Raw genomic sequence first — 19,433 nt, 5'->3', positions numbered from 1 at the left:
CACGTCCTCACGGAAGGTCCAGTCGCACGCCCTGCAGCGTCGTCACCACACGTTCCCTCGGTGGCTCCGGGCCTTCGTCCTCGGCGGCCGCGGCCTGCTCGATCTCGGGCGCGAGCCACAGCGCGCGTTCGAGGTTGTAGCGCGCTTCCCAGTCGTCCGGTCGCTCGCGCAGCGCGTCGCGGTAGCGCTGCTTGGCCAGCTCGACCAGCGGCAGCGCATTGGCGACGTCGGCTTCGCCGTGCGCCAGCGCCTCGCGCAGGTGCAGGTTGCCGAGGTTGTAGCGCGCGCCCTCGCGCAGGTCGGTGCGTTCGCCGGCGATCAGCGCCTTCCAGGCGCGGGTGGCGGCTTCGCTGTCAGTGCCGCGGCTCAGCGCCAGCGCCTGGGCGAACTGCGCTTCCGGCAGATCGGCGTTGACGCTGCCGGCGGAAGCGATCGCCGCATTCACGCGTTCGGCCTGCCACAGCTGCGATGTCTGCCAGCCGGCGGCGAGGCCGGTGAACAGCGCGGTGGCGCCGAAGATCAGATGGACGGTGCGTCGTTTCACAGCCAGCTCCGCAGAAGAAGGGATCGATAGACCAGCAGCAGCGCGCAGCACAGCGCCGCCAGCGAGAAGAAGAGACGGCTGTGGTCCTGCCGCGGCACGCGCTCTTCGAAGTCGAGCGGGAAGTTCTGTTGGCGGCCCACTTCGGCCACCGCCTTCGCCAAGTCTTCCGGACTGTCCGCCTGGTACAGCCGATAGGTCACCGGCAGCGACTGGAAGAAGCGGTGCAGCGACACTTCGGCGATCGACTCCTGCGCGTAGTAGGCGTTGCGTGCCTCGATGGCCTCCATGCCGTCGCCCTCGGCGGCCGGCGGTGGCGCGCTCGCTTCGGCGTCGAGTTCAGGGGCGTTCAGCGTGCGCAGATAGAGCCAGTGCAGCGCGATGCGGTTGGCTTGCAGGCCTTCGCGGATGCGCTTGCGCGTCGGCTCGTCGAGATGGGCGCCGCCGTCGGTCACCAGCAGGATGATGCGGCTGCCGGTGTAGGCGCGCTCGGTGAAGGTGTCGATGGCGGCGGTCAGTGCGCGGCCGACGTTGGTGTCGGACAGACCGCGCCCCAGCCCGCCTGCGGTGATGCCAGCCTGCACGACGGCGTCGTGCTGGGTGAAGGGCACGACGTTCATCGGTCCAGCGCTGAAGAACATCAGCGCGAAGCGGTCGTCCGGCCGCTGCTCGACGAATTTCGACAGCAGGTCGCGCGCCACTGCCGACTTCGGCTCGCCGCGTGAGTCCACCTGGTAGAGCAGCGAATGCGGATCGATGGTGCGCCAGTCGCTGGGCTTCATCTTGGCGTCCATGCTGCGGCTGCGGTCCATCAGGATCATGATTTCCGCACCGCGGCCGGTGCGCGTCACCGTCGTTTCGGGCGAGCCGGGGCCGGCCAGCGCGATGACGATGCCGGCCAGCGCCAGCACCGCCAGCGCGCGCCAGGCGAAACCGGCGACGCGGCCGGCGCGGTCGCGCGGCAGCCAGTCCAGTGTAGGGAACAGCAGCGTGTCGCGGCGCCGGCGCAGCAGCGGCAATGCGGCCAGCGGCAGCAGCAGCAGCGCCCAGGGCTGGGCGAAGTCGATGGCGCCGAAGATCATGCTTCGTGCCGCTTTTCGATGTCGCGCAGGCGACGCGCGAAGCTGCGCAGCGGCAGCGCGTCGGCGGGCCGCTCGGCGCCGAAGAACAGCGCAGCCGACTGCGCGTAGAAGCGTTCGATGTCGGCGCGCAGCGGCGCGTACTGCGGTGCGCGCTCGAACAGGCGCGGCAGCGAAGCCGGCTGCAGGCTGCGTCCGGCTGTGCGGTCGAAGGCGCGGTGCAGCGCCTGCCAGGCTTCGGGGGCGTCGTCGCCGCGGTTGCGCAGGCCCTTCAGTTCGCGCAGCGCGCGGGCGAAGGGCTGGCTGCGTCCGGCGCGCCAGCTGCGCCAGGCCAGCCATCCGCCCCAGGCCAGCAGCGTGGCGATGCACAGGCCGCCCCACAGCGCGATCTGCCGGCGGATGGACGTGGTGTCAACGGCGGGCGCGGCGCGGTCCGGCTGCAGCGCGTCCAGTGCGCCCTCGCCGAAGGCGTTGCGTGGCGTCAGCGGTGCGGCGCTGAAGGGCCAGGCAGCGACGCCGAGCAGGCCGCCCGAAGTCTGCAGGTCGAGCGCCGGCAGCGTCAGCGCGACCAGCGCCTGCGGCGCGTTGATCAGCTGGTGCTCGATCACCAGCCAGCGCTGTCCGTCGGCGTCGCGCTCAATGCGGGTCGGCCGGCGTTCCAGCCAGACGCCGACGCGGCCGGGTGTAGGCGGCTTGGTGAGTTCAACCGGCTTGCCGTCGATGGCGAGCAGCACGCGCTGCGTCAGCACATCGCCCAGGGTATGACCGAAGGCGCGCGGCTGTTCGACGCGGGCGGGTGCGCCCTGCGGCTGTGGTGCCGCGGCGGCTGGCGGGGCGGTCGTCTCCGGCGCAGGCGTGGCAGCGGCGTCGGCGCCGTTCCCGGGTGTTTCGGTGGCGGCCGTTTCCTGCGGGGCAGCGTTGCCCTCGGTGCTTGCAGCCGGCGCGTCCGGCGCAGCGGCGGCGGGGGTCTGTGCGAATGCACCATCAGCGCCCTGTGCGAGCAGCAGACTGGCGATCAGGGACGCTCGGATCAAGGGCGTCATGCGGTGGCCTCGAAGAAGTAGTCGGACATCGCCTCGGCGTCGAAGGCGCCGTGGATGAAGAAGGGGCGCAGGTCGCGCGCGGAGAAGAAGGCATCCAGCTCGGCGCGCCGCGCCGCCACCGCGTCGCGCCACTGCGTGCGCAGCTTGGGCCGCATGAACAGCGTGCGGCGGACACTGCTCTCGGCGTCGCGCAGCGGTGCGATGGCGTCATGCGGCGGTGGCTCGGTTTCGGCCGGATCCCACACGATGACCGGCACGACGAAGGCGTGCGACAGCAGATCGAGTGCAGCGCCGAGCCGATCCAGCGGCCAGTGGAAATCGCTGACCAGGAAGACCAGCGCCTCACGGCCGATCAGCTGCTGCAGCGCGTCTTCCAGCCCGTCGATGCCGCCGGGCGCAGGCGTGCATTGACGCAGACTGTCGGCCATCACGCTGCCCAGACCGCGGCTCAGCGTGGCCGGTACGCACAGGTCGGCGCGTTCGCGCTGATCGAAAGCCAGCATGCCCAGCGCGTCGCCGACGCGGAAGGCGCTGCGCGCCAGCGACTCGACGAAGTCGGCGGCGACGTCGATCTTGCGCCGGCGGGCGCCGAAGCCCATCGAGGCGGACACATCCACCAGCAGCTGCACGGTGACGCCGACGCGCTGGCGATTGACGCGCACCAGCCAGTCGCCGGTGGTGCTGCGCACGCTGGCGCGCAGGTCGAGCCGGCGCGGGTCCGGCCGGTCATACAGACTCATGTGCGACACGAATTCCTGCCCGGCGCCCAGGCTGCTGCCCGGGTGCGAACCCGGGCGCTGGCCGGCCGCGCGCTGCGGCAAGCGGTAGTGAAATTCGTGCAGCTCGTCGGCGGCGCTCATCGCGGCGTGGCGACCTTCTCGATGATCTGCGCGACCAGCGCGTCGGCGATCTGCGCGCGACGCATTTCATACACCGGGGTGAAGAACACGCGGTGGCCCAGCGTCAACGGCAGGATGGCCTGCACGTCGTCCGGCACCAGGTGGGTGCGGCCGGCCATCCAGGCAACCACGCGCGCGGCGCGCAGCATGGCGCTCATGCCGCGCGGGCTGGCGCCGGCGAGGATGAGCTTCTTCATGTTGACGCCGTCGATGCGTACGTCGAACGCGGCCGGGTTCTGGCTGGCATCCCACAGGTCCATCACATAGCGTTCGAGCGCTTCACTCGCCACCACGCTGCGCTGGATCGCCGCCGCCATCGAATTCAGCGACTGCCAGTCGAGGATGCCCGGCGCGACCTGGTCGATCAGTGCGTTGACGTCGTGGAAGGCGGTGTCGAACACCAGCGCGCGGCGCACCGTCGGATCGCGCGGCGTTTCCATGCGCAGTTCGAACATGAAACGGTCGCGGGCGGCGGAAGCCAGCTCGAAGGTTTCTTCCTTTTCGACCTTGTTGCGGTCGGCGAACACCGTCATGTGCGGGAAGCTGTACTCGCGGTTGAAGGCCGACACCGTGCGCTCGGCCATCGCGCGCAGCAGCAGCGACTGCACCTGCGGGCGGGCGCGGTTGATCTCGTTGAAGAAGAAGGTGGTGAGACGCTCGCCATGGCGCAGCAGCGGGCCGGGTTCGATGCGCGGCTTGCCCTCGGCATCGACATAGGTGTGATAGACGAGGTCGTTCGGCATCAGGTTGACGGTGCCTTCGACGCGTTCGAAGTCGCCGCCGATGGCGCGGGCGAAGGCGCGCAGCACGGTGGTCTTGCCGACGCCGACGTCACCTTCGAGCAGTACGTGGCCGCGCGCGAACAGCGCCACGTTGATCAGTCGCACCACGCTGTCCTGGCCGATCACCGCCTTGCGTACTTCGGTTTCGACACGCAGCGCGGCGTCGCGCCAGTCCTGCAGATGTTCTTCCCTGTTCATGCTGTCTCCCTGATGCGGAATCGATCGTTGAGGCGGGGCGCTGCCCATGTACCGACAGCGCCGGAGTCTAGGCAGGAGGCGACGGGCAAGTTGCCCTGTGTGCGTGGACGAGGGCTCAGCCGGCGCCGCGCGTCCGCGTGTCGGGCGCGCTCAGCTGCGCGATCAGCCGCGCGTTGGCCCAACCGAACAGGCAGCCGATCAGCAGCGCCAGCGGCAGCGCGACGATCACGTTGTCGGCACGCAGCGCGGTGAGCACCGTAGCGTCGAAGCGACCGGGCACGTCGAGGTAGGCCCAGTTCGCTGCGAAGCCATAGACGCACACCGGCAGCACCGCCAGCCGCGGCCAGCCGGAGGCCAGACTCATGACACCGACTGCGGCGCCGACCACCAGCGGTACCCACACAGTGCCGGGCAGCGCGGTCGGGTTGAACAGGATGGCCAGCGCCGCCAGCCAGCCGGCGAACACGCCGAACACTGCGTGCGCCAGCACAGCCGCCAGTGCGGCCGGCGGCCGGTCGCCGCCGCCGAGATGGAAGAAGCAGGCCCAGGCGATCACCATCGGCCACATCGGCAGCGGGAAGGTCTGCATCGTGAAGGTCATCGTTACCGCCAGAATGACGTTGGCGCAGACCAGGGCGGAGAAGGGCTTCAGTGCGTGCATGGCAATGTCCTTTCGAGGCGTGGGCGTGCAGCCGCCCCTGCGGCCCCGGTGGGGCTGCATGCGTTCGGGCGGCGAGGAGGGGAGCGGCCGCAGCCGCGGCGTCAGGTGCGGCCCTGCTGCACCAGTTCGGCGTATTCGTCCGGCGTCAGCAGGCCCTGCGCTTCGGCGACCTGACTGTCGCGCGCGGGCAGTACGTCCTGCAGCCCGTCGATGCGCTTCCAGGTCGCGGGCGGCGTTTCGCAGCCGGGCTGCGGCACGTGCGGCGCACCGGCGACGCGCTGGTAGCGGTGGATGTAGCGCGGGCAGTTGATGAAGATTTCCGCCAGCTTCACGCGCACGACGAATTCCGCGCCGTGGAAGGCGGGCAGGCCCTCGTGCAGCAGCGGATCGTCGCGGCTCACCGTGGCGTCGCCATGCACGCGCACGCGGTGCGGCGTTTCGAAGTCGATGAACAGCATGCCGATCTTCGGGTTGGCGCCGATATTGCCCATCGACAGGAACATGCCGTTGCCGTCGAAGCTCGGGAACGCCAGCGTCGTCCCATCGACCACCTTGACGAAACCGGGGCTGCCGCCCTTGTGCGACACCGTCGGGTAGCCGCGATGGTCGATCGTGGTGAGAAAGAAGAAGTCGCGCGACTCGATGAAGCCCTGATGTTCGGGCTGGATGTCCGGATGCACGATGAATTGCTGCACGCGGTCGGCCAGCGGCCGCATGTCGAACTTTTCCTGCAGCGCGCGGTGCTGCGCGCCGTAGAGCGTGGCCATGTCTCCTCCTGAATCAAGAAAGCTGTCCGATGAACGGACAAACCGGTTGTTCGAGGTTTTGTTGTGTGAGGTCGATGCTAGTGTTCGCATCTGCATGCGGCAATAAGCGTGCGCGACATAGGTGTCCGCATATCGGACACCGTTCCTGCGGGCGGACGGAGCGGAGGCAGACGGGCCGATGAAGGGGCGATCTTCAGCGCAATGCGGCGAGGCGGACGAGGCGCCGGCCGGCAGCCTGCACCGCGCGCGGCTGCTGGTGACGACGATCGCGCGCGGCTCGCGCCGCGGCAGCCTGCTGACCGAACTGGTCGCGCGCACCGGTCTGCCTCGGCCGACCATACACCGCGTGCTCGACATGCTGATCGACATGGGCTGGGTCGAGCGCGACCCGGTCACGCTGCGCTTCAACCTCGGAGGCGATCTGGCCGCGCTCGGCTATTCGGCGATCAGCCGCCAGCCGGTTGAACGCGCGGCGGCGACCGAACTGAGCGCGCTGGCCGAGGAACTGGACCAGGTGGTGTTCCTGAACATCCGCAGCGGTCTCGACAGCGTGTGCATTGGCCGCTATGACACGCGCTCGCAGATACAGGTCGGGCGCGGCGACGTCGGCCTGCGTACCGCCTTCGGCATCACGCAGAGCTGCATCGCGATGATGTCGCGACTGCCGGCGGACGAGGTGTGGGAGCTCATGCGCATCAATCTGTCGCGCTTCCACCGCGTCGAGCGCTACGACGAAACCCGCCATCGCGACGCCGTCGAGTTCGCGCTGGCGCACGGCTACTGCTGCTTCGACGGCATGGTGCTGGACCGCAGCACCAGCGGCATGGGCGTGCCGATCTGCGACGCCGGCGGCTACCCGGTGGCGGGCATCGGCACCACCTTCATCAGCGCCTGGCTGGACGAGGCGGGGCGCGCCGCCTGTCGGGCGCGGCTCGAAGCGGCGGCCGCACGTATTGCACAGCGCCTGTTCGCGCTGCCCGAGGGAGAGGCCTGATCGAAGATCGCCCGCTCAGCGGGTGATGAAATGCACCGCGGTCAGCAGCGTGCCGACGAACAGCGCGGCGCCGAGCACGGCGCCGGCGATCAGATGCAGCGGCTTCAGCGTCACCGTGTTGACGTCGTGCCGGCTGCGCTTGCGCACGCCGAAGAAGCTCCAGAACACGGTGGTGGCGATGCGCAGCACGGACGGGGCGTGAGACGAGGACATGACGGATCTCCAGCAGCGATGATGGCGTGCGCGCGCGGGCGCACCGTGTCGCCACACTAGAGCCCGTCGCGCGCACGGAACAGATCCAGTCACGCCGAAACAGGACCGGCACAGCCGGTAGCCCTCGCTGCCGCGGGCAAGATGCCCGCGCGCCAGCCGGCTAGAATCCGGCCGATGAAGCGCGGCACCAACCTGAAACTGACGCTGATGCTGCGCATCACGCTGCTCGCCGTGGCCATCGGCGTGCTTGCGTCGGCCGGCCTGATCTGGCGCACGACGACACGGCTGCAGGCCGAGGCGGTGCGCAACGCCGACCTCGTGTCGCGGCTGATCACCGACCAGATGTCGCGCCAGCTGAGCGGGCTCGAACTGAATATCGGCAAGCCGGACCTCGCGCGCTTCGCCGAATTTTCGGAAGTGACCCGGCTGTGCGTGCAGTACTTCGACCTCGAAGGCACGCTGTCGGCCAACAGCTGCCAGCAGGCGCCGCCGCCGCAGGCGACCGCCGAGGCGCCGGCGTGGTTCCGCGAACTGATCCGCTACACATTGAACCGGCGCATCGACCGTGGCGCCGAGTCGGCCGCCGACAGCGGCGAATCGCCGGGCGTGAAGGTGGGGCGGCGCGTGCTGTGGTATCAGCCCTACGGGGTCGGCCTCGACGTCGGGCGTGCGCCCGGCCTGAAGATGGGCGAGGTGCTGATACGCGTCGATGCCGACCGCGAGAGCGCGGCTGTGTGGAGCGAGATCACGCGCCTGCTGATGTGGGCGGTGCTGGCGCTGCTGGCGTTCAACGTGCTCATCTACTTCAGCATCAGCCGCGCGCTGCGTCCGGCGGCGGCGGTGCTGGACGGCCTCGGCAAGCTCGAACGTGGCGATCTGGACGCACGTCTGCCGGCCTTCGAACTGATCGAATTCGACCGCATCGGCTCGGTGTTCAACGCGATGGCCGGCAATCTGAAACAGAAGACGCAGGAGCAGCAGCGCCTGGCGCAGATGCTGCTCACCGTGCAGGAAGGCGAGCGCCGGCGGCTGGCGCGCGAACTGCACGACGAGTTCGGGCAGAGCCTGGCGTCGATCAGCGCCGAGGCGGCCTGCGTCGTGAACGAGGCGGGGCGGCCGGAGCCGCAGCCGGAGGCGCTGCGCGCCAGCGGCCGGACGGTGCTGCGCACGGTCAGCGGCATGATGGAATCGCTGCACGGAATCCTGCGCCAGCTGCGGCCGGTCGGACTGGACGAGTACGGGCTGATCGCCGGCCTCGACAAGCTGGTGCGCATGTGGGACGCCCAGGCGCGCGGCCGCTGCAGCTACCGCCTGGAGGTCAGCGGCGACTTCGCCGACGTGCCGGACGACATCGCGATCAATCTCTATCGCATCGTGCAGGAGTGTCTGACCAACGCGGCCAAACATTCCGGTGCGACGACGGTTGACGTGCAACTGGAGCGGCGCACGGCGAGTGACGACATCCGGCTGCGCGTCAGTGACGACGGCGTCGTGCGCGGGCCTGATCTGCCGGCGCCACGTGGCAAGTCCGGCGGCTTCGGCCTGATCGGCGTGAAAGAAAGGGTGATCGCGCTCGGCGGCCGCGTGCAGCTGTCGGCGCGCGATCCGCAGGGACTGGCGGTCGATATCGTCGTGCCCTGGCAACTGACGGACGGAGGAACACCGGCATGACCGATACACCGATCAGCGTGCTGCTGGTCAACGACCACGCGGTGGTGCGCGAGGGCTACCGGCGTCTGATCGAGCGGCATCCGCCGCTGACCATCGCGGCCGAAGCCGGCTCGGGCGAGGAGGCCTACCGGCGCTACGTCGAACTGGCACCGGACGTGGTGGTGATGGACATCACGCTGCCCGGTGCCAGCGGCATCCAGACGCTGCAGCACATCCTGCAGCGCGACCGCGACGCGCGCGTGCTCATCTTCACCATGCACCGCGACGCCACCTTCGTCGAGAAGGCGCTGGAGTCGGGCGCGCTCGGCTATGTCACCAAGAGTTCGTCGCCGGACTTGCTGGTCGAGGCCATCTGCGCGGTGTATCACCGGCGGCAGACGCTGAGCCCCGACGTGCAGACCGAACTGGCCGCGCTGCGCCGCTCGGGCAGTGCGGCGAAGAACCCGCTGGCCGCGCTGAGCGCGCGCGAATTCGAAATCCTGCGCATGCTGGTCGCCGCGAAGTCGCGCGAGGATATCGCCGACACGCTGCACATCAGCGTGAAGACGGTGTTCAACATCCACTACCAGATCAAATCGAAGCTCGGCGTGTCAACCGACATCGAACTGATGCACGCAGCGCGACAGCTCGGCTTGATCGACTGAGTTTGCGGGAGCGACCTCAGGTCGCGATGCGGCCTTTGCGGATCGCCGGCTTCGATTCAGGCTGCAATCGCGAGCAAGCTCGCTCCCACGGGAATCCGGGCTCCGACGACGAGGCGGGCGTGCTTCTGGTGGGAGCGACCTCTGGTCGCGATGCTGCATTGGCTCAACCGCTTTCCTGTGACCATCGCAATCCCTTCAGATCCAGATTGCATCCCAATGCGGATAGTCGCCGACCCGTTCAACCAGACCCGCACGCAGTGGGTTTGCAACGATGTAGCGCGCTTGATCGCGTACGTCCTCGCCTTCGCGAGCGCCGCGGTCATGAAATCCGGACTGCCAGATTGCTCGCCCGATCCTGTGCGCACTCACCGACTTCACCCGCTGCACGACCTGCGGCAGCGTGGCCGCTGTGTCGAGCCTGAGCAGCCAGTGCAGGTGGTCAGGCATCACGACGAACGCGAGGGTTCGGCTCATTCCGACGCGGTCGGCCTCCATCAATACGCCTATCAGAGTTCTCGCTGACCACAGATTCTCGAACACCGGTTCACGCGTTCGGGTCACCGTCGTCACCAGATAGGCGCGCCCGGGTTCCGAAACCCGGCCACGACGAAGCCGGTGCGAGGAGGGGGCATTGATCATGACGTTGAGATTTCAGTTCAACGAAATGTATATCGCAGAGCCTATGCGCATGATTTGCGGTCGAGATCGCGAGCAAGCTCGCTCCCACAGGAAGCCCGGCTCCGATAATGGTGCGGACACGCATTATTGTGGGAGCGACCTCTGGTCGCGATGCGGCGATCGCGGACCGCCGTCTTCGATTCAGGCTGCAATCGCGAGCAAGCGCGCTCTCACAAAAGCTTGGCTCGCCGCTACTTCCTGCGCCCCGCCGCCTTGCGCGGCTTCAGCAGTGGCGCAAGGTAGTGCCCTGTGTACGAGCGCTCTTCCGCCGCCACCTGCTCCGGCGTGCCGGTGGCGATGATTTCGCCGCCACCCGCGCCGCCTTCCGGGCCGAGGTCGATGATCCAGTCGGCGGTCTTGATCACGTCGAGGTTGTGCTCGATGACGACGATGGTGTTGCCGGCGTCACGCAGCCGGTAGAGCACGCCGAGCAGCATGTCCACGTCGTGGAAGTGCAGACCGGTGGTCGGCTCGTCGAGTATGTACAGCGTGCGGCCGGTGTCGCGTTTGCTCAGCTCCAGCGCCAGCTTCACCCGCTGCGCCTCGCCGCCGGACAGCGTGGTCGCACTCTGGCCGAGGCCGATGTAGCCCAGCCCGACTTCGACCAGCGTTTCCAGCTTGCGGGCGACGGTGGGCACCGCGTCGAAGAAGCCGCGTGCCTCGTTCACCGTCATGCCCAGCACTTCGTGAATGGTCTTGCCCTTGTAGCGGATGTCCAGCGTTTCGCGGTTGTAGCGCTTGCCGTTGCACACGTCGCAGGGCACGAACACGTCCGGCAGGAAGTGCATTTCGACCCGCACCAGACCGTCGCCCTGGCAGGCTTCGCAGCGGCCGCCCTTCACGTTGAACGAGAAGCGGCCGGGGCCGTAGCCGCGCGAGCGCGCCTCCGGCGTGCCGGCGAACAGTTCGCGTATCGGCGTCAGCAGGCCGGTGTAGGTGGCCGGGTTGGAGCGCGGCGTGCGGCCGATCGGCGACTGGTCGACATTGATCACCTTGTCGAACTGTTCCAGCCCCTCGATCGCGTCGTGCGCCGCCGGCAGCGCGGCCGAGCCGTACAGGTGGTGGGCGGCCGCGGTGTACAGCGTGTCGTTGATCAGCGTCGATTTGCCGGAGCCTGACACGCCGGTCACGCAGGTGATCAGCCCGAGCGGAATCGACGCGTCGGCGCCGCGCAGGTTGTTGCCGCGGGCGCCGCGCACGTGCAGCCAGGCGTCGGTCGGCTGGGTGCGCTTCTTCGGTACTTCGATCTGCTTGCGGCCGGACAAGTAGGCGCCGGTCAGACTGTCCTCGGAAGCTTCGATGTCGGCCGGCCGCCCTTGGGCGATCACCTGTCCGCCGTGCTGGCCGGCGCCGGGGCCCATGTTGACCACGTGGTCGGCCATTTCGATCGCTTCCTGGTCGTGCTCGACCACCACCACCGTGTTGCCGAGGTCGCGCAGCTTGTTCAGCGTGCCGAGCAGGCGCGCGTTGTCGCGCTGGTGCAGGCCGATCGACGGCTCGTCCAGCACGTACATGACGCCGGTCAGGCCGGAGCCGATCTGGCTGGCCAGCCGGATGCGCTGCGCCTCGCCGCCGGACAAGGTTTCGGCCGAGCGGTCCAGGCTCAGGTAGTCGAGGCCGACATCGATCAGGAAGCCGAGGCGGGCGGCGATCTCGCGCATGATGCGGGCGGCGATGGCGGCACGCGCGCCATCGAGTTCCAGCCCTTCGAACACCTGCTGACAGGCGCGCAGCGGCAGCGAGGCGAGCTGCGGCAGCGTGTGGTCGCCGACCTTCACGTGGCGCGCGTCCGAGCGCAGGCGCGTGCCCTGGCAGTCCGGGCACACCTTGGTGTTGCGGTACTTGCCCAGTTCTTCGCGCACGACGACCGAATCGGTTTCGCGGTAGCGCCGCTCCAGATTGGGCACCACGCCTTCGAAGGTGTGCTCGCGCACCGTGGTGCGGCCGGATTCCGACAGGTAGCGGAAGGGGATGCGGTCGCGGCCCGAGCCGCTGAGCACGATGTCCTGCAGCTTCGCGTCGAGCTGGTCCCACGGCGTATCGACGTCGAACTTGTAGAAAGTGGCGAGGCTGGACAGCAGCTGGAAGTAGAACTGGTTGCGCCGGTCCCAGCCGCGGATCGCGCCGGAGGCGAGCGACAGGTGAGGGTGGGCGACGATGCGCGCCGGGTCGAAGAAGGTGACCATGCCCAGACCGTCACAGCTGGTGCAGGCGCCGGCCGGGTTGTTGAACGAGAACAGGCGCGGCTCCAGCTCGGCCACGCTGTGGCCGCACACCGGGCAGGCGAAGCGGGCGGAGAAAAGCTGTTCGGCGCCGCTGTCCATGTCCAGCGCGATCGCCCGGCCCTCGGCCTGCTGCAGCGCAGTCTCGATCGATTCGGCCAGCCGCTGGCGGGCGTCGGCGCGCACCTTCAGGCGGTTGACGACGACGTCGATCGAGTGCTTGATGTTCTTGTCCAGCTTGGGCAGCTTGTCGATGTCCATCAGCACGCCGTCCAGCCGCACGCGCACGAAGCCGCGCGAGCGCAGGTCGGAAATGAGCTCGACCTGTTCGCCCTTGCGCTCGCTTACCACCGGCGCAAGGATGGCCACCTTGCTCTCTTCCGGCATCGCCAGCACCGCATCGACCATCTGCGACACGCTCTGTGCGGCCAGCGGTGCGCCGTGTTCCGGGCAGTGCGGCGTGCCCACGCGGGCGAACAGCAGGCGCAGGTAGTCGTGGATTTCGGTCACCGTGCCGACGGTGGAGCGCGGGTTGTGGCTGGTCGCCTTCTGTTCGATCGAGATCGCCGGCGACAGGCCTTCGATCAGGTCCACGTCCGGCTTTTCCATCAGCTGCAGGAACTGGCGCGCGTAGGCCGACAGCGACTCGACGTAGCGGCGCTGGCCTTCGGCGTACAGCGTGTCGAAGGCGAGCGAGCTCTTGCCCGAGCCGGACAGCCCGGTGATCACCGTCAGCCGGTCGCGCGGAATGTCGATGTTGATGTTCTTCAGATTGTGGGTGCGCGCACCGCGTATGCGTATCCAGTCCATGGTCCGGCCGGGGGCAGGGCAAACCGGGTATGAGACCCCATTTCCCGTCGAATTGCGAGCGGCTGCACAGGTCGGGCTGCACGCACTTGCGTCGCGCATGCGTATTGATTAGCGTGCCGCTCGCCGTCTCCCTCCAACAACGATGACAACAGACATGCAGATCCTGACCGTTGCGCCCTATCCGCGCGAGAACACGCTGTTCCGAATTCACGCCGTGCTGTCCGCAGTGCTGTGGGTGCTCATCCTGGTCGCCACCTTCGGCCTGGTGCTGGTGTACCTGCTGTTCGGCGGATTGTTCTACCTGTTCGGCTTTTCCTGGTTCATTACCCACCTGAAGGGCAACGGGGCACGTATCGGACCGGACCAGTTCCCGGACCTGCACGCGCGCATCGTCAGCGCCTGCGACCGGCTGGGCATACGCGAACTGCCCGAGTGCTACCTGATCCAGTCCGACGGCATCCTGAACGCGCTGGCGGCGAAATTCCTGGGCCGCCACTACGTCGTGCTGTTCTCGCCCATCGTCGATGCGCTGGAGGAGCGTCCGGATTCGCTCGATTTCTACATCGGACACGAACTGGCGCACATCCACCGCAAGCACACCGGGCTGCTGCGTTCGGTCTTTCTCTGGCCGTCGGCCTTCCTGCCCTTGATCGGTGCCGCCTACCGCCGCGCCCAGGAATACACCTGCGACCGTTATGGTCTTGCGCTGTGCCCGAAGCCGGAGGATGCCGAACGCGCGCTGGCGGTCGTGGTGGGTGGATCGCGACGGTGGATGACGCTGAACAGCGACACTTTCATCGGACAGAGCGCTGAAAGCGGCGGCTTCTGGATGTCTTTCAATGAGCTGACTTCGGACTACCCCTGGCTGTCCAAGCGCATGCTGGCGCTGCGCGCGCTGTCGTCCGGCCGCGAACTGCGGGTGCCGCGACGCAGTCTGCGCGCCAAGCTGCTGGCGCTGTTCGTGCCGCGCTTTCCCGGGATTGGCGGCGGCGGCCTGATCATGCTGGTCGCGATCATCGGCGTGTTGGCCGCCATCGCCATTCCGCAGTACGACGGCTACGTGAAGCGCGCCCGTCTGGCACAGGTCGATGCGGCAGCCGGCACGCTGCTGCAGCACCTGCAGACCGAGGCGGCCACGCTGGAGCAGGCGAACACCCTGTTGTCCGCGCTCGACCGCGTGCCGGCGGTACAGGCGCTGCAGACGGTGGCAAGCGTGGACATGCGCGAAGGCGGTACGGTGATCGTGACGCCGCTGGGCCGGCCCGGCGGTCAGGACGACGCGCTGGCCTTCGTGCCCTCGCTGGATGACGTCAGCGGCGCGGTCCATTGGCAGTGCCAGACCGAGCGACCTGAGCCCCGCCGGCCGTCCTGGTGCCGCTGAAACCGGGGGCGGTGACGGAGAGGCCGTGGCAGTGGCCGCGGCTTTGCTAGAATTCGGCGGTTCCTTCGCCGTCCCGCCATGACTTCCCCTATTTCAGACCGCATGACCCGCACCGAATGGCGTGCGGGCGTGGCGCTCGCATTCATTCTCGCCTTGCGCATGCTCGGCCTGTTCCTCGTGCTGCCGGTGTTTTCGGTGTTCGCGCGGACGCTGCCGGGCGGCGACAACATCTTCATGGCCGGGCTGGCCTTCGGCGTGTTCGGGCTGGCCCAGGCCTTCATGCAGATTCCGTTCGGCATCGCCTCCGACCGCTTTGGTCGCAAGCCGGTCATCGTCGTCGGTCTGCTGCTGTACGCGGCGGGCAGCCTGATGGCGATGTGGGCGCCGGACATCCACTGGATGATCGCGGCGCGCATCCTGCAGGGTACCGGCGCCATATCCGCCGCGGTGACCGCGCTCGCCGCCGATCTGGTGCGCGACCAGCACCGCACCAAGGTGATGGCGATGATCGGTTCGACCATCGGCCTCGTGTTTGCCGGTTCGCTGGTGCTGTCGCCGGCGATGTACGGCTGGGTGGGCATGGACGGCATGTTCCTGTTCATCGCCGTGCTGGCGCTCACCGCGATTCCGGTGCTGCTCAAGGTAGTGCCCGACCCCGACCACGCGCCGGTGGTGCAGCCGACACCGTTTGCGCGGGTGATTGCCGACCGTCAGCTGATGCGCCTCAATTTCGGCATGTTCACCGTGCACATGGTGCAGATGGCCATGTTCCTGATGGTGCCGCTGGCGCTGGTCGAGGTGATGGGTGTGCCGGTGGCTGAACACTGGACGCTCTACCTGCCCATCGTGCTGGCCAGTTTCGTCGTCATGGTGCCGGCCATCGTCTGGGCGGAGAAGCGTGCGCGCGTGAAGTCGGTTTTCCTCGCGTCCATCGTCACGCTGATCGCCTCGCAATTCATCTTCCTGGCGCAGGTCGATCTGATGTGGGTGCTGGTTGGCGGGCTGTTCGTGTTCTTCATCGCCTTCAACCTGCTGGAGGCGCTGCTGCCCTCGCTGGTGTCGCGCATTGCGCCGCCAGCGGCCAAGGGTGCGGCGCTTGGCGTGTTCAATACCGCGCAGTCCATCGGTGCCGCCACCGGCAGTGCCATCGGCGGCGCGATCGCGCTGCGTTTCGGTGCCGCCGGCGTGTTCGGCTTCTGTCTCGCGCTGGCCGTCGCCTGGTGGCTGTGGGCGCGCAGCATGCAGCCGCCGCCGGTGGTTGCACTGCGCGAGTACGCGATCGGCGATCATGTTGACATCGAGTGGCTGCGCGAGCGGCTGCTGGAGCTGCCGGGCGTCAGGGAAGCCAGCGTCGAACGGGAGCGCCGGATGGCGTATCTGAAGGTGAATCTGGAACTGTGGGACGAAGAGGGCGTACGCCGGCTGCTCGATGCGCCGGTCGTTGCCTGAAATTCATATGGAATAATGGCGCAGCGCCCGTCCGGTGCGCAGCGTCGCTGTCAGAAACGAAATACACGAATCTCGCGGGAGGGAAATCATGGCTTCAGTAAACAAGGTCATCATCGTCGGCAACCTGGGCCGCGATCCGGAAACCCGCTACGCGCCGAACGGCGACGCGATCTGCAACATCACGGTGGCGACCACCGACAGCTGGAAGGACAAGGCTACCGGCGAGAAGAAGGAACAGACCGAGTGGCACCGCGTGTCCTTCTACGGCCGCCTGGCCGAGATCGCCGGCCAGTATCTGCGCAAGGGCTCGGCCGTCTATGTCGAGGGCAGCCTGCGCACCCGCAAGTGGCAGGACAAGGAGGGTCAGGACCGTTACACCACCGAAATCCGCGCCGAGCAGATGCAGATGCTCGGCAGCCGTCAGGGTTCCGGCGGTGGCGGTGGCGGTGAAAGCTACGGCGGCGGTGGCGGTGGTGGTTACAGCGGTGGCGACGATTTCGATCAGGCACCACGCCAGTCCGCGCCGCGTCAGGCGCCCAGCCGCCCGGCGCCGGCGCCGCAGTCGGCACCGCCGTCCTCGTCCGGCGGCTTCGGTGGCATGGACGACGACATCCCGTTCTGACGCGAACCGTCGGTCCGGACAAAAAACGGCGCGCCTGCGGGTGCGCCGTTTTTAGTGCGGCACCACCCGCCCGGGCCGCGCGGCGACGAAGGCGCCCGCCGACACGCAGATCAGGCCGGCGACCAGCCAGCCGGACAGCGGCTCGTCCAGCAGCGGTGCCGCGGCGACGCCGGCCAGCACCGGAACCAGCGCCACCAGCGCGCCGGTGCGCTCGGCGCCCAGCTCATGCACCGCCTTCAGGAACAGCATCATCGCCACGATGGTGACGCCGGCGCCCTGGTAGAGGCCCTGCAGCACCAGCATGCCGGTCGGCACCTGGTCGAGCGCCTTGGGCAGCCACAGCAAATAGACCGGCAGGTAGAGCGCGGTAGAACCGAGCGCGACGAAGCGGGTGAGCGTCCACGCGTCGTGTTTCCATTTCTTTGCCAGCACGCTGTACAGCGCCCAGGCGGCCGAGCCGCCGAGCAGCAGCAGGTCGCCAAGCAGCATGTCGTGTGTCCAGGGGTGGCCGCCTGCCGTGTAGTGCACGGCGACGCTGGCGATGCCCAGCGCGATGCCGGCGAGACCGACCATGCGGGCGGCGCCGGGCCGCGATCCGAGCAGCCACCAGGCGGCCGCGGCGACCAGGAAGGGCTGCATGCCGGGTAGCAGGATGGCGCCGTGCGCGGCTGGCGCGTACTTGAAGGCGGCGAACACGAACAGGCCGTAGATGAGGCCGCCGAGCAGGGTCAGTGTCCACAGCCGTGCGTTGCGCCAGGCGCCGCGCGGCAGACTGCCGGCGAAGGGCAGCAGCAACAGCGCGGCGGTGCCCAGGCGCAGCGCCAGCGTGTCCCAGGCGGTCAGCGGACTCTTGCCGCCGTAGCGGGATACCAGGATGAAGCCGGTCCAGATGGCGACGGTACCAGCGGCGGCGAGATAGCCGGTGGTGCGCGGGGACGGGGCGAAGCGGGGCATTGCGAAGGCAACCGGTTGACGGGGCATCAGTGTAGAGCCTGTCGTGGTCCGCCTCCTGTCGCGCTGCCGGCTGTTCCGGTCGGCATGGCGGCACAGTCCATGTGCTGCGGCCTGATCCTGCTCAAGACGGCCGACCGGCCGGCGGCTAGATTCAAAGGGGACTCGCCCCGGGCATTTCAGGAGACATCATGGAAAAGCGCTACATCGCCTTCATCATCAAGAACAGGGAACCGCTGTTGCTGCAGCGGAAGGACACGGTCAGTCATGCCTGCCGGCTGATGCACGAGAAGGGGACCGGAGCGGTACTGGTGGTCAACGACAAGCAGAAGCTGGTCGGCATCTTCACCGGCCGTGACGCGGTGCGCATGCTGGCAGAAGGGCATCACGCGCCGGCCATGACGCTGGCCGAGGCGATGACGCCGGATCCGCACACGATTGCGCCGGACCAGACCTCGATCGACGCGCTGCGCGAGATGAACGATCGCGGCTTCCGCCATCTGCCGGTGGTCAACAACGGCGTGATCGTCGGCATCGTGTCGCGCGGTGACTTCAAGGGCGCCGAACTGGAACGGCTGGGCGACGAAACCAGCCTGTGGGAAAGGATCTGTTGATGCGAAATCTGCTGAGTCAGCGACGATCGGCGCGCGCGCTGCGGTACTGCTGCCGCCAGTCGCGCGACGAGGCCAGCCACCACATGCGGTCGAAGGCCAGCGACAGCGTCGGCAGCAGGTCGGCGAAGTAGTGCTCGGCCGCGCTCGGGCTGTCGGCCGCGTCGGGCAGGCCGTCGGCGTGGTCGATATCCAGCGCCGCCAGGCGTTCGGCCAGCGCCGGGTGGGTGTCGAAGTCGGCGGTATCGACGCGTGCGCCGAGCAGATGGTCCAGATCGGCCAGCGCGTCGTCGCGCACGAAGCCCACCTGCATGCCGAGGCCCATTTCGCGGAAAGGGCGGATGCGCGGCCGGCGTTTGCTGCGCGCCTGTTCCATCACCTTGGTCCAGTAGTTCTCGGTCAGGAAACGGTCCTTCATCGCCAGATCGATCAGCGCGCCGGCCAGCGCCGGCGCGCCGACCGCGCGGGCAGCGAGTGCGTCGGCCTCGAATTCGTCCAGTCGCGACAACTGTACAGACTGTTCGAGATCGGTCCGTGCGGTGCGCGCGAACACACGGCGGGCGACGCGCGCCAGCGGGCCGTCGTCCTCGTCGATGCGGTCGAAACAGCGCAGCCACCAGGTGCGCAGATGGGCGGCCCAGGCGCCGCGGCGGCCGCGCTGCGCCGACAGGTGAGCCAGTTCGTGCGCCAGCACCGCCGACAGTTGCTGCGGCGTCAGGCAGTGGGCCAGGGGTATGCCCAGCAGCAGCGTCGTGCGCATCGGGCCGAACAGACCGAAAGCCGGGCGGCACACGACGGCGGCGTTCACCTCCGGCGTGGCCAGCACGCGGTCGATGCGGCGCGCACCGAGCCGCGCGCACAGGCGGTCGATGCGCCGGCGGAAGCCGGGCGCCAGCGCGTCCGGCAGCACGATGCCCGCGCAGTCCGGCGTCGGCACCCAGAGCCAGCGGGAAAGCCGCACGCTGACCCAGACCACGGTCAGCAGCACGGCCAGCGCCACGGCAGCCGTTCTGGTCGAGGCGCCTTCCAGCGCATGCAGCAGCATCAGCCCGGACAGCAGGCAGCCGGCCAGCGCTGCGGTCAGCAGCCCGATGCAGAAGGTGGCGCGCAGTGTGAGCAGGCGGCGAAGCTGGCGTTGTCGGCTGTGCGCATTCACGGTGGCGGCTCCGGGCAGGGCAAACGCGAGGGGACTGGGCCGACTTATACGCAGCGCGCCA

General features: G+C 68.4%; 19 protein-coding genes. 7 read left to right on the top strand and 12 right to left on the bottom strand.

Going from position 1 to position 19,433, the window contains the following annotated elements; translation table 11 throughout:
- Positions 1 to 7: 7 nt before the first annotated feature.
- The 7 genes from ACQ66H_RS17185 to ACQ66H_RS17155 all read right to left on the bottom strand — a co-directional run bounded on the left by ACQ66H_RS17185 (position 8) and on the right by ACQ66H_RS17155 (position 5,970).
- Positions 8 to 544, bottom strand: coding sequence for an MxaK protein (locus ACQ66H_RS17185; protein WP_430435027.1), 537 nt, complete (start codon positions 542 to 544; stop codon positions 8 to 10).
- Positions 541 to 1,623, bottom strand: coding sequence for a vWA domain-containing protein (locus tag ACQ66H_RS17180; RefSeq protein ID WP_430435026.1), 1,083 nt, complete (start codon positions 1,621 to 1,623; stop codon positions 541 to 543). Before ACQ66H_RS17180 ends, ACQ66H_RS17185 begins: the two co-directional genes overlap by 4 nt.
- Positions 1,620 to 2,663: a hypothetical protein gene (locus tag ACQ66H_RS17175; protein ID WP_430435025.1), complete on the bottom strand. Its 1,044-nt coding sequence runs from the start codon at positions 2,661 to 2,663 to the stop codon at positions 1,620 to 1,622. Before ACQ66H_RS17175 ends, ACQ66H_RS17180 begins: the two co-directional genes overlap by 4 nt.
- Positions 2,660 to 3,523 (bottom strand): DUF58 domain-containing protein, encoded by an 864-nt coding sequence (locus ACQ66H_RS17170; RefSeq protein WP_430435024.1) that lies wholly within the window; start codon positions 3,521 to 3,523, stop codon positions 2,660 to 2,662. Before ACQ66H_RS17170 ends, ACQ66H_RS17175 begins: the two co-directional genes overlap by 4 nt.
- Positions 3,520 to 4,542, bottom strand: a complete 1,023-nt coding sequence (locus ACQ66H_RS17165) for an AAA family ATPase (protein WP_430435023.1) — start codon at positions 4,540 to 4,542, stop codon at positions 3,520 to 3,522. The genes ACQ66H_RS17170 and ACQ66H_RS17165 overlap by 4 nt, the downstream gene beginning before the upstream one ends.
- Before the next feature lie 115 nt (positions 4,543 to 4,657).
- Positions 4,658 to 5,203, bottom strand: coding sequence for a DUF1097 domain-containing protein (locus tag ACQ66H_RS17160; protein ID WP_430435022.1), 546 nt, complete (start codon positions 5,201 to 5,203; stop codon positions 4,658 to 4,660).
- A 101-nt stretch (positions 5,204 to 5,304) separates the two neighbouring features.
- Entirely contained in the window at positions 5,305 to 5,970 is a 666-nt protein-coding gene (locus ACQ66H_RS17155) for a pyridoxamine 5'-phosphate oxidase family protein (RefSeq protein WP_430435021.1), read from the bottom strand.
- A 178-nt stretch (positions 5,971 to 6,148) separates the two neighbouring features.
- On the opposite strand from ACQ66H_RS17155, the gene ACQ66H_RS17150 reads away from it, so the two are divergent.
- Entirely contained in the window at positions 6,149 to 6,964 is an 816-nt protein-coding gene (locus ACQ66H_RS17150; RefSeq protein ID WP_430435020.1) for an IclR family transcriptional regulator, read from the top strand.
- A gap of 15 nt (positions 6,965 to 6,979) precedes the next feature.
- Here ACQ66H_RS17150 and ACQ66H_RS17145 read toward each other — a convergent pair whose 3' ends face one another.
- Positions 6,980 to 7,177 (bottom strand): DUF2970 domain-containing protein, encoded by a 198-nt coding sequence (locus tag ACQ66H_RS17145; protein ID WP_430435019.1) that lies wholly within the window; start codon positions 7,175 to 7,177, stop codon positions 6,980 to 6,982.
- 174 nt (positions 7,178 to 7,351) lie between these two features.
- Between ACQ66H_RS17145 and ACQ66H_RS17140 the strand changes: the two genes are divergently transcribed.
- Both ACQ66H_RS17140 and ACQ66H_RS17135 read left to right on the top strand, forming a co-directional pair.
- Positions 7,352 to 8,848 (top strand): histidine kinase, encoded by a 1,497-nt coding sequence (locus ACQ66H_RS17140; protein ID WP_430435018.1) that lies wholly within the window; start codon positions 7,352 to 7,354, stop codon positions 8,846 to 8,848.
- Positions 8,845 to 9,492, top strand: coding sequence for a response regulator (locus ACQ66H_RS17135; RefSeq protein WP_430435017.1), 648 nt, complete (start codon positions 8,845 to 8,847; stop codon positions 9,490 to 9,492). Before ACQ66H_RS17140 ends, ACQ66H_RS17135 begins: the two co-directional genes overlap by 4 nt.
- A 195-nt stretch (positions 9,493 to 9,687) precedes the next feature.
- Here ACQ66H_RS17135 and ACQ66H_RS17130 read toward each other — a convergent pair whose 3' ends face one another.
- Both ACQ66H_RS17130 and uvrA read right to left on the bottom strand, forming a co-directional pair.
- Positions 9,688 to 10,131, bottom strand: coding sequence for an REP-associated tyrosine transposase (locus ACQ66H_RS17130; RefSeq protein WP_430435016.1), 444 nt, complete (start codon positions 10,129 to 10,131; stop codon positions 9,688 to 9,690).
- 230 nt (positions 10,132 to 10,361) lie between these two features.
- Positions 10,362 to 13,202 (bottom strand): excinuclease ABC subunit UvrA, encoded by a 2,841-nt coding sequence (gene uvrA / locus ACQ66H_RS17125; RefSeq protein ID WP_430435015.1) that lies wholly within the window; start codon positions 13,200 to 13,202, stop codon positions 10,362 to 10,364.
- Between the two features lie 154 nt (positions 13,203 to 13,356).
- Between uvrA and ACQ66H_RS17120 the strand changes: the two genes are divergently transcribed.
- The 3 genes from ACQ66H_RS17120 (at position 13,357) to ssb (ending at position 16,654) form a co-directional block, all read left to right on the top strand.
- Positions 13,357 to 14,583 carry a M48 family metalloprotease gene (locus tag ACQ66H_RS17120; RefSeq protein WP_430435014.1) on the top strand — a complete coding sequence of 409 codons (1,227 nt, stop codon included), beginning with the start codon at positions 13,357 to 13,359 and terminating at the stop codon, positions 14,581 to 14,583.
- A gap of 102 nt (positions 14,584 to 14,685) precedes the next feature.
- Complete coding sequence (locus ACQ66H_RS17115) at positions 14,686 to 16,032, top strand: MFS transporter (RefSeq protein WP_430435013.1); 1,347 nt, start codon at positions 14,686 to 14,688, stop codon at positions 16,030 to 16,032.
- An 88-nt stretch (positions 16,033 to 16,120) separates the two neighbouring features.
- The gene (gene ssb, locus ACQ66H_RS17110; protein WP_425763111.1) at positions 16,121 to 16,654 is read left to right on the top strand and encodes a single-stranded DNA-binding protein; all 534 of its coding nucleotides are present in this window, start codon (positions 16,121 to 16,123) and stop codon (positions 16,652 to 16,654) included.
- 51 nt (positions 16,655 to 16,705) lie between these two features.
- Here ssb and ACQ66H_RS17105 read toward each other — a convergent pair whose 3' ends face one another.
- Positions 16,706 to 17,608 carry a DMT family transporter gene (locus ACQ66H_RS17105; protein ID WP_430435012.1) on the bottom strand — a complete coding sequence of 301 codons (903 nt, stop codon included), beginning with the start codon at positions 17,606 to 17,608 and terminating at the stop codon, positions 16,706 to 16,708.
- Between the two features lie 188 nt (positions 17,609 to 17,796).
- On the opposite strand from ACQ66H_RS17105, the gene ACQ66H_RS17100 reads away from it, so the two are divergent.
- Positions 17,797 to 18,219 carry a CBS domain-containing protein gene (locus tag ACQ66H_RS17100; protein ID WP_430435011.1) on the top strand — a complete coding sequence of 141 codons (423 nt, stop codon included), beginning with the start codon at positions 17,797 to 17,799 and terminating at the stop codon, positions 18,217 to 18,219.
- 16 nt (positions 18,220 to 18,235) lie between these two features.
- Here the strand turns inward: ACQ66H_RS17100 and ACQ66H_RS17095 are convergent, their stop codons facing one another.
- Complete coding sequence (locus tag ACQ66H_RS17095; protein WP_430435010.1) at positions 18,236 to 19,372, bottom strand: M48 family metallopeptidase; 1,137 nt, start codon at positions 19,370 to 19,372, stop codon at positions 18,236 to 18,238.
- Positions 19,373 to 19,433 lie beyond the last annotated feature (61 nt).

The organism is Methyloversatilis sp., from assembly GCF_965284615.1.
Taxonomy (GTDB): domain Bacteria; phylum Pseudomonadota; class Gammaproteobacteria; order Burkholderiales; family Rhodocyclaceae; genus Methyloversatilis.
The sequence above is the reverse complement of the archived record's forward strand: the minus strand, read 5'-3'. Positions and strand labels throughout refer to the sequence as shown.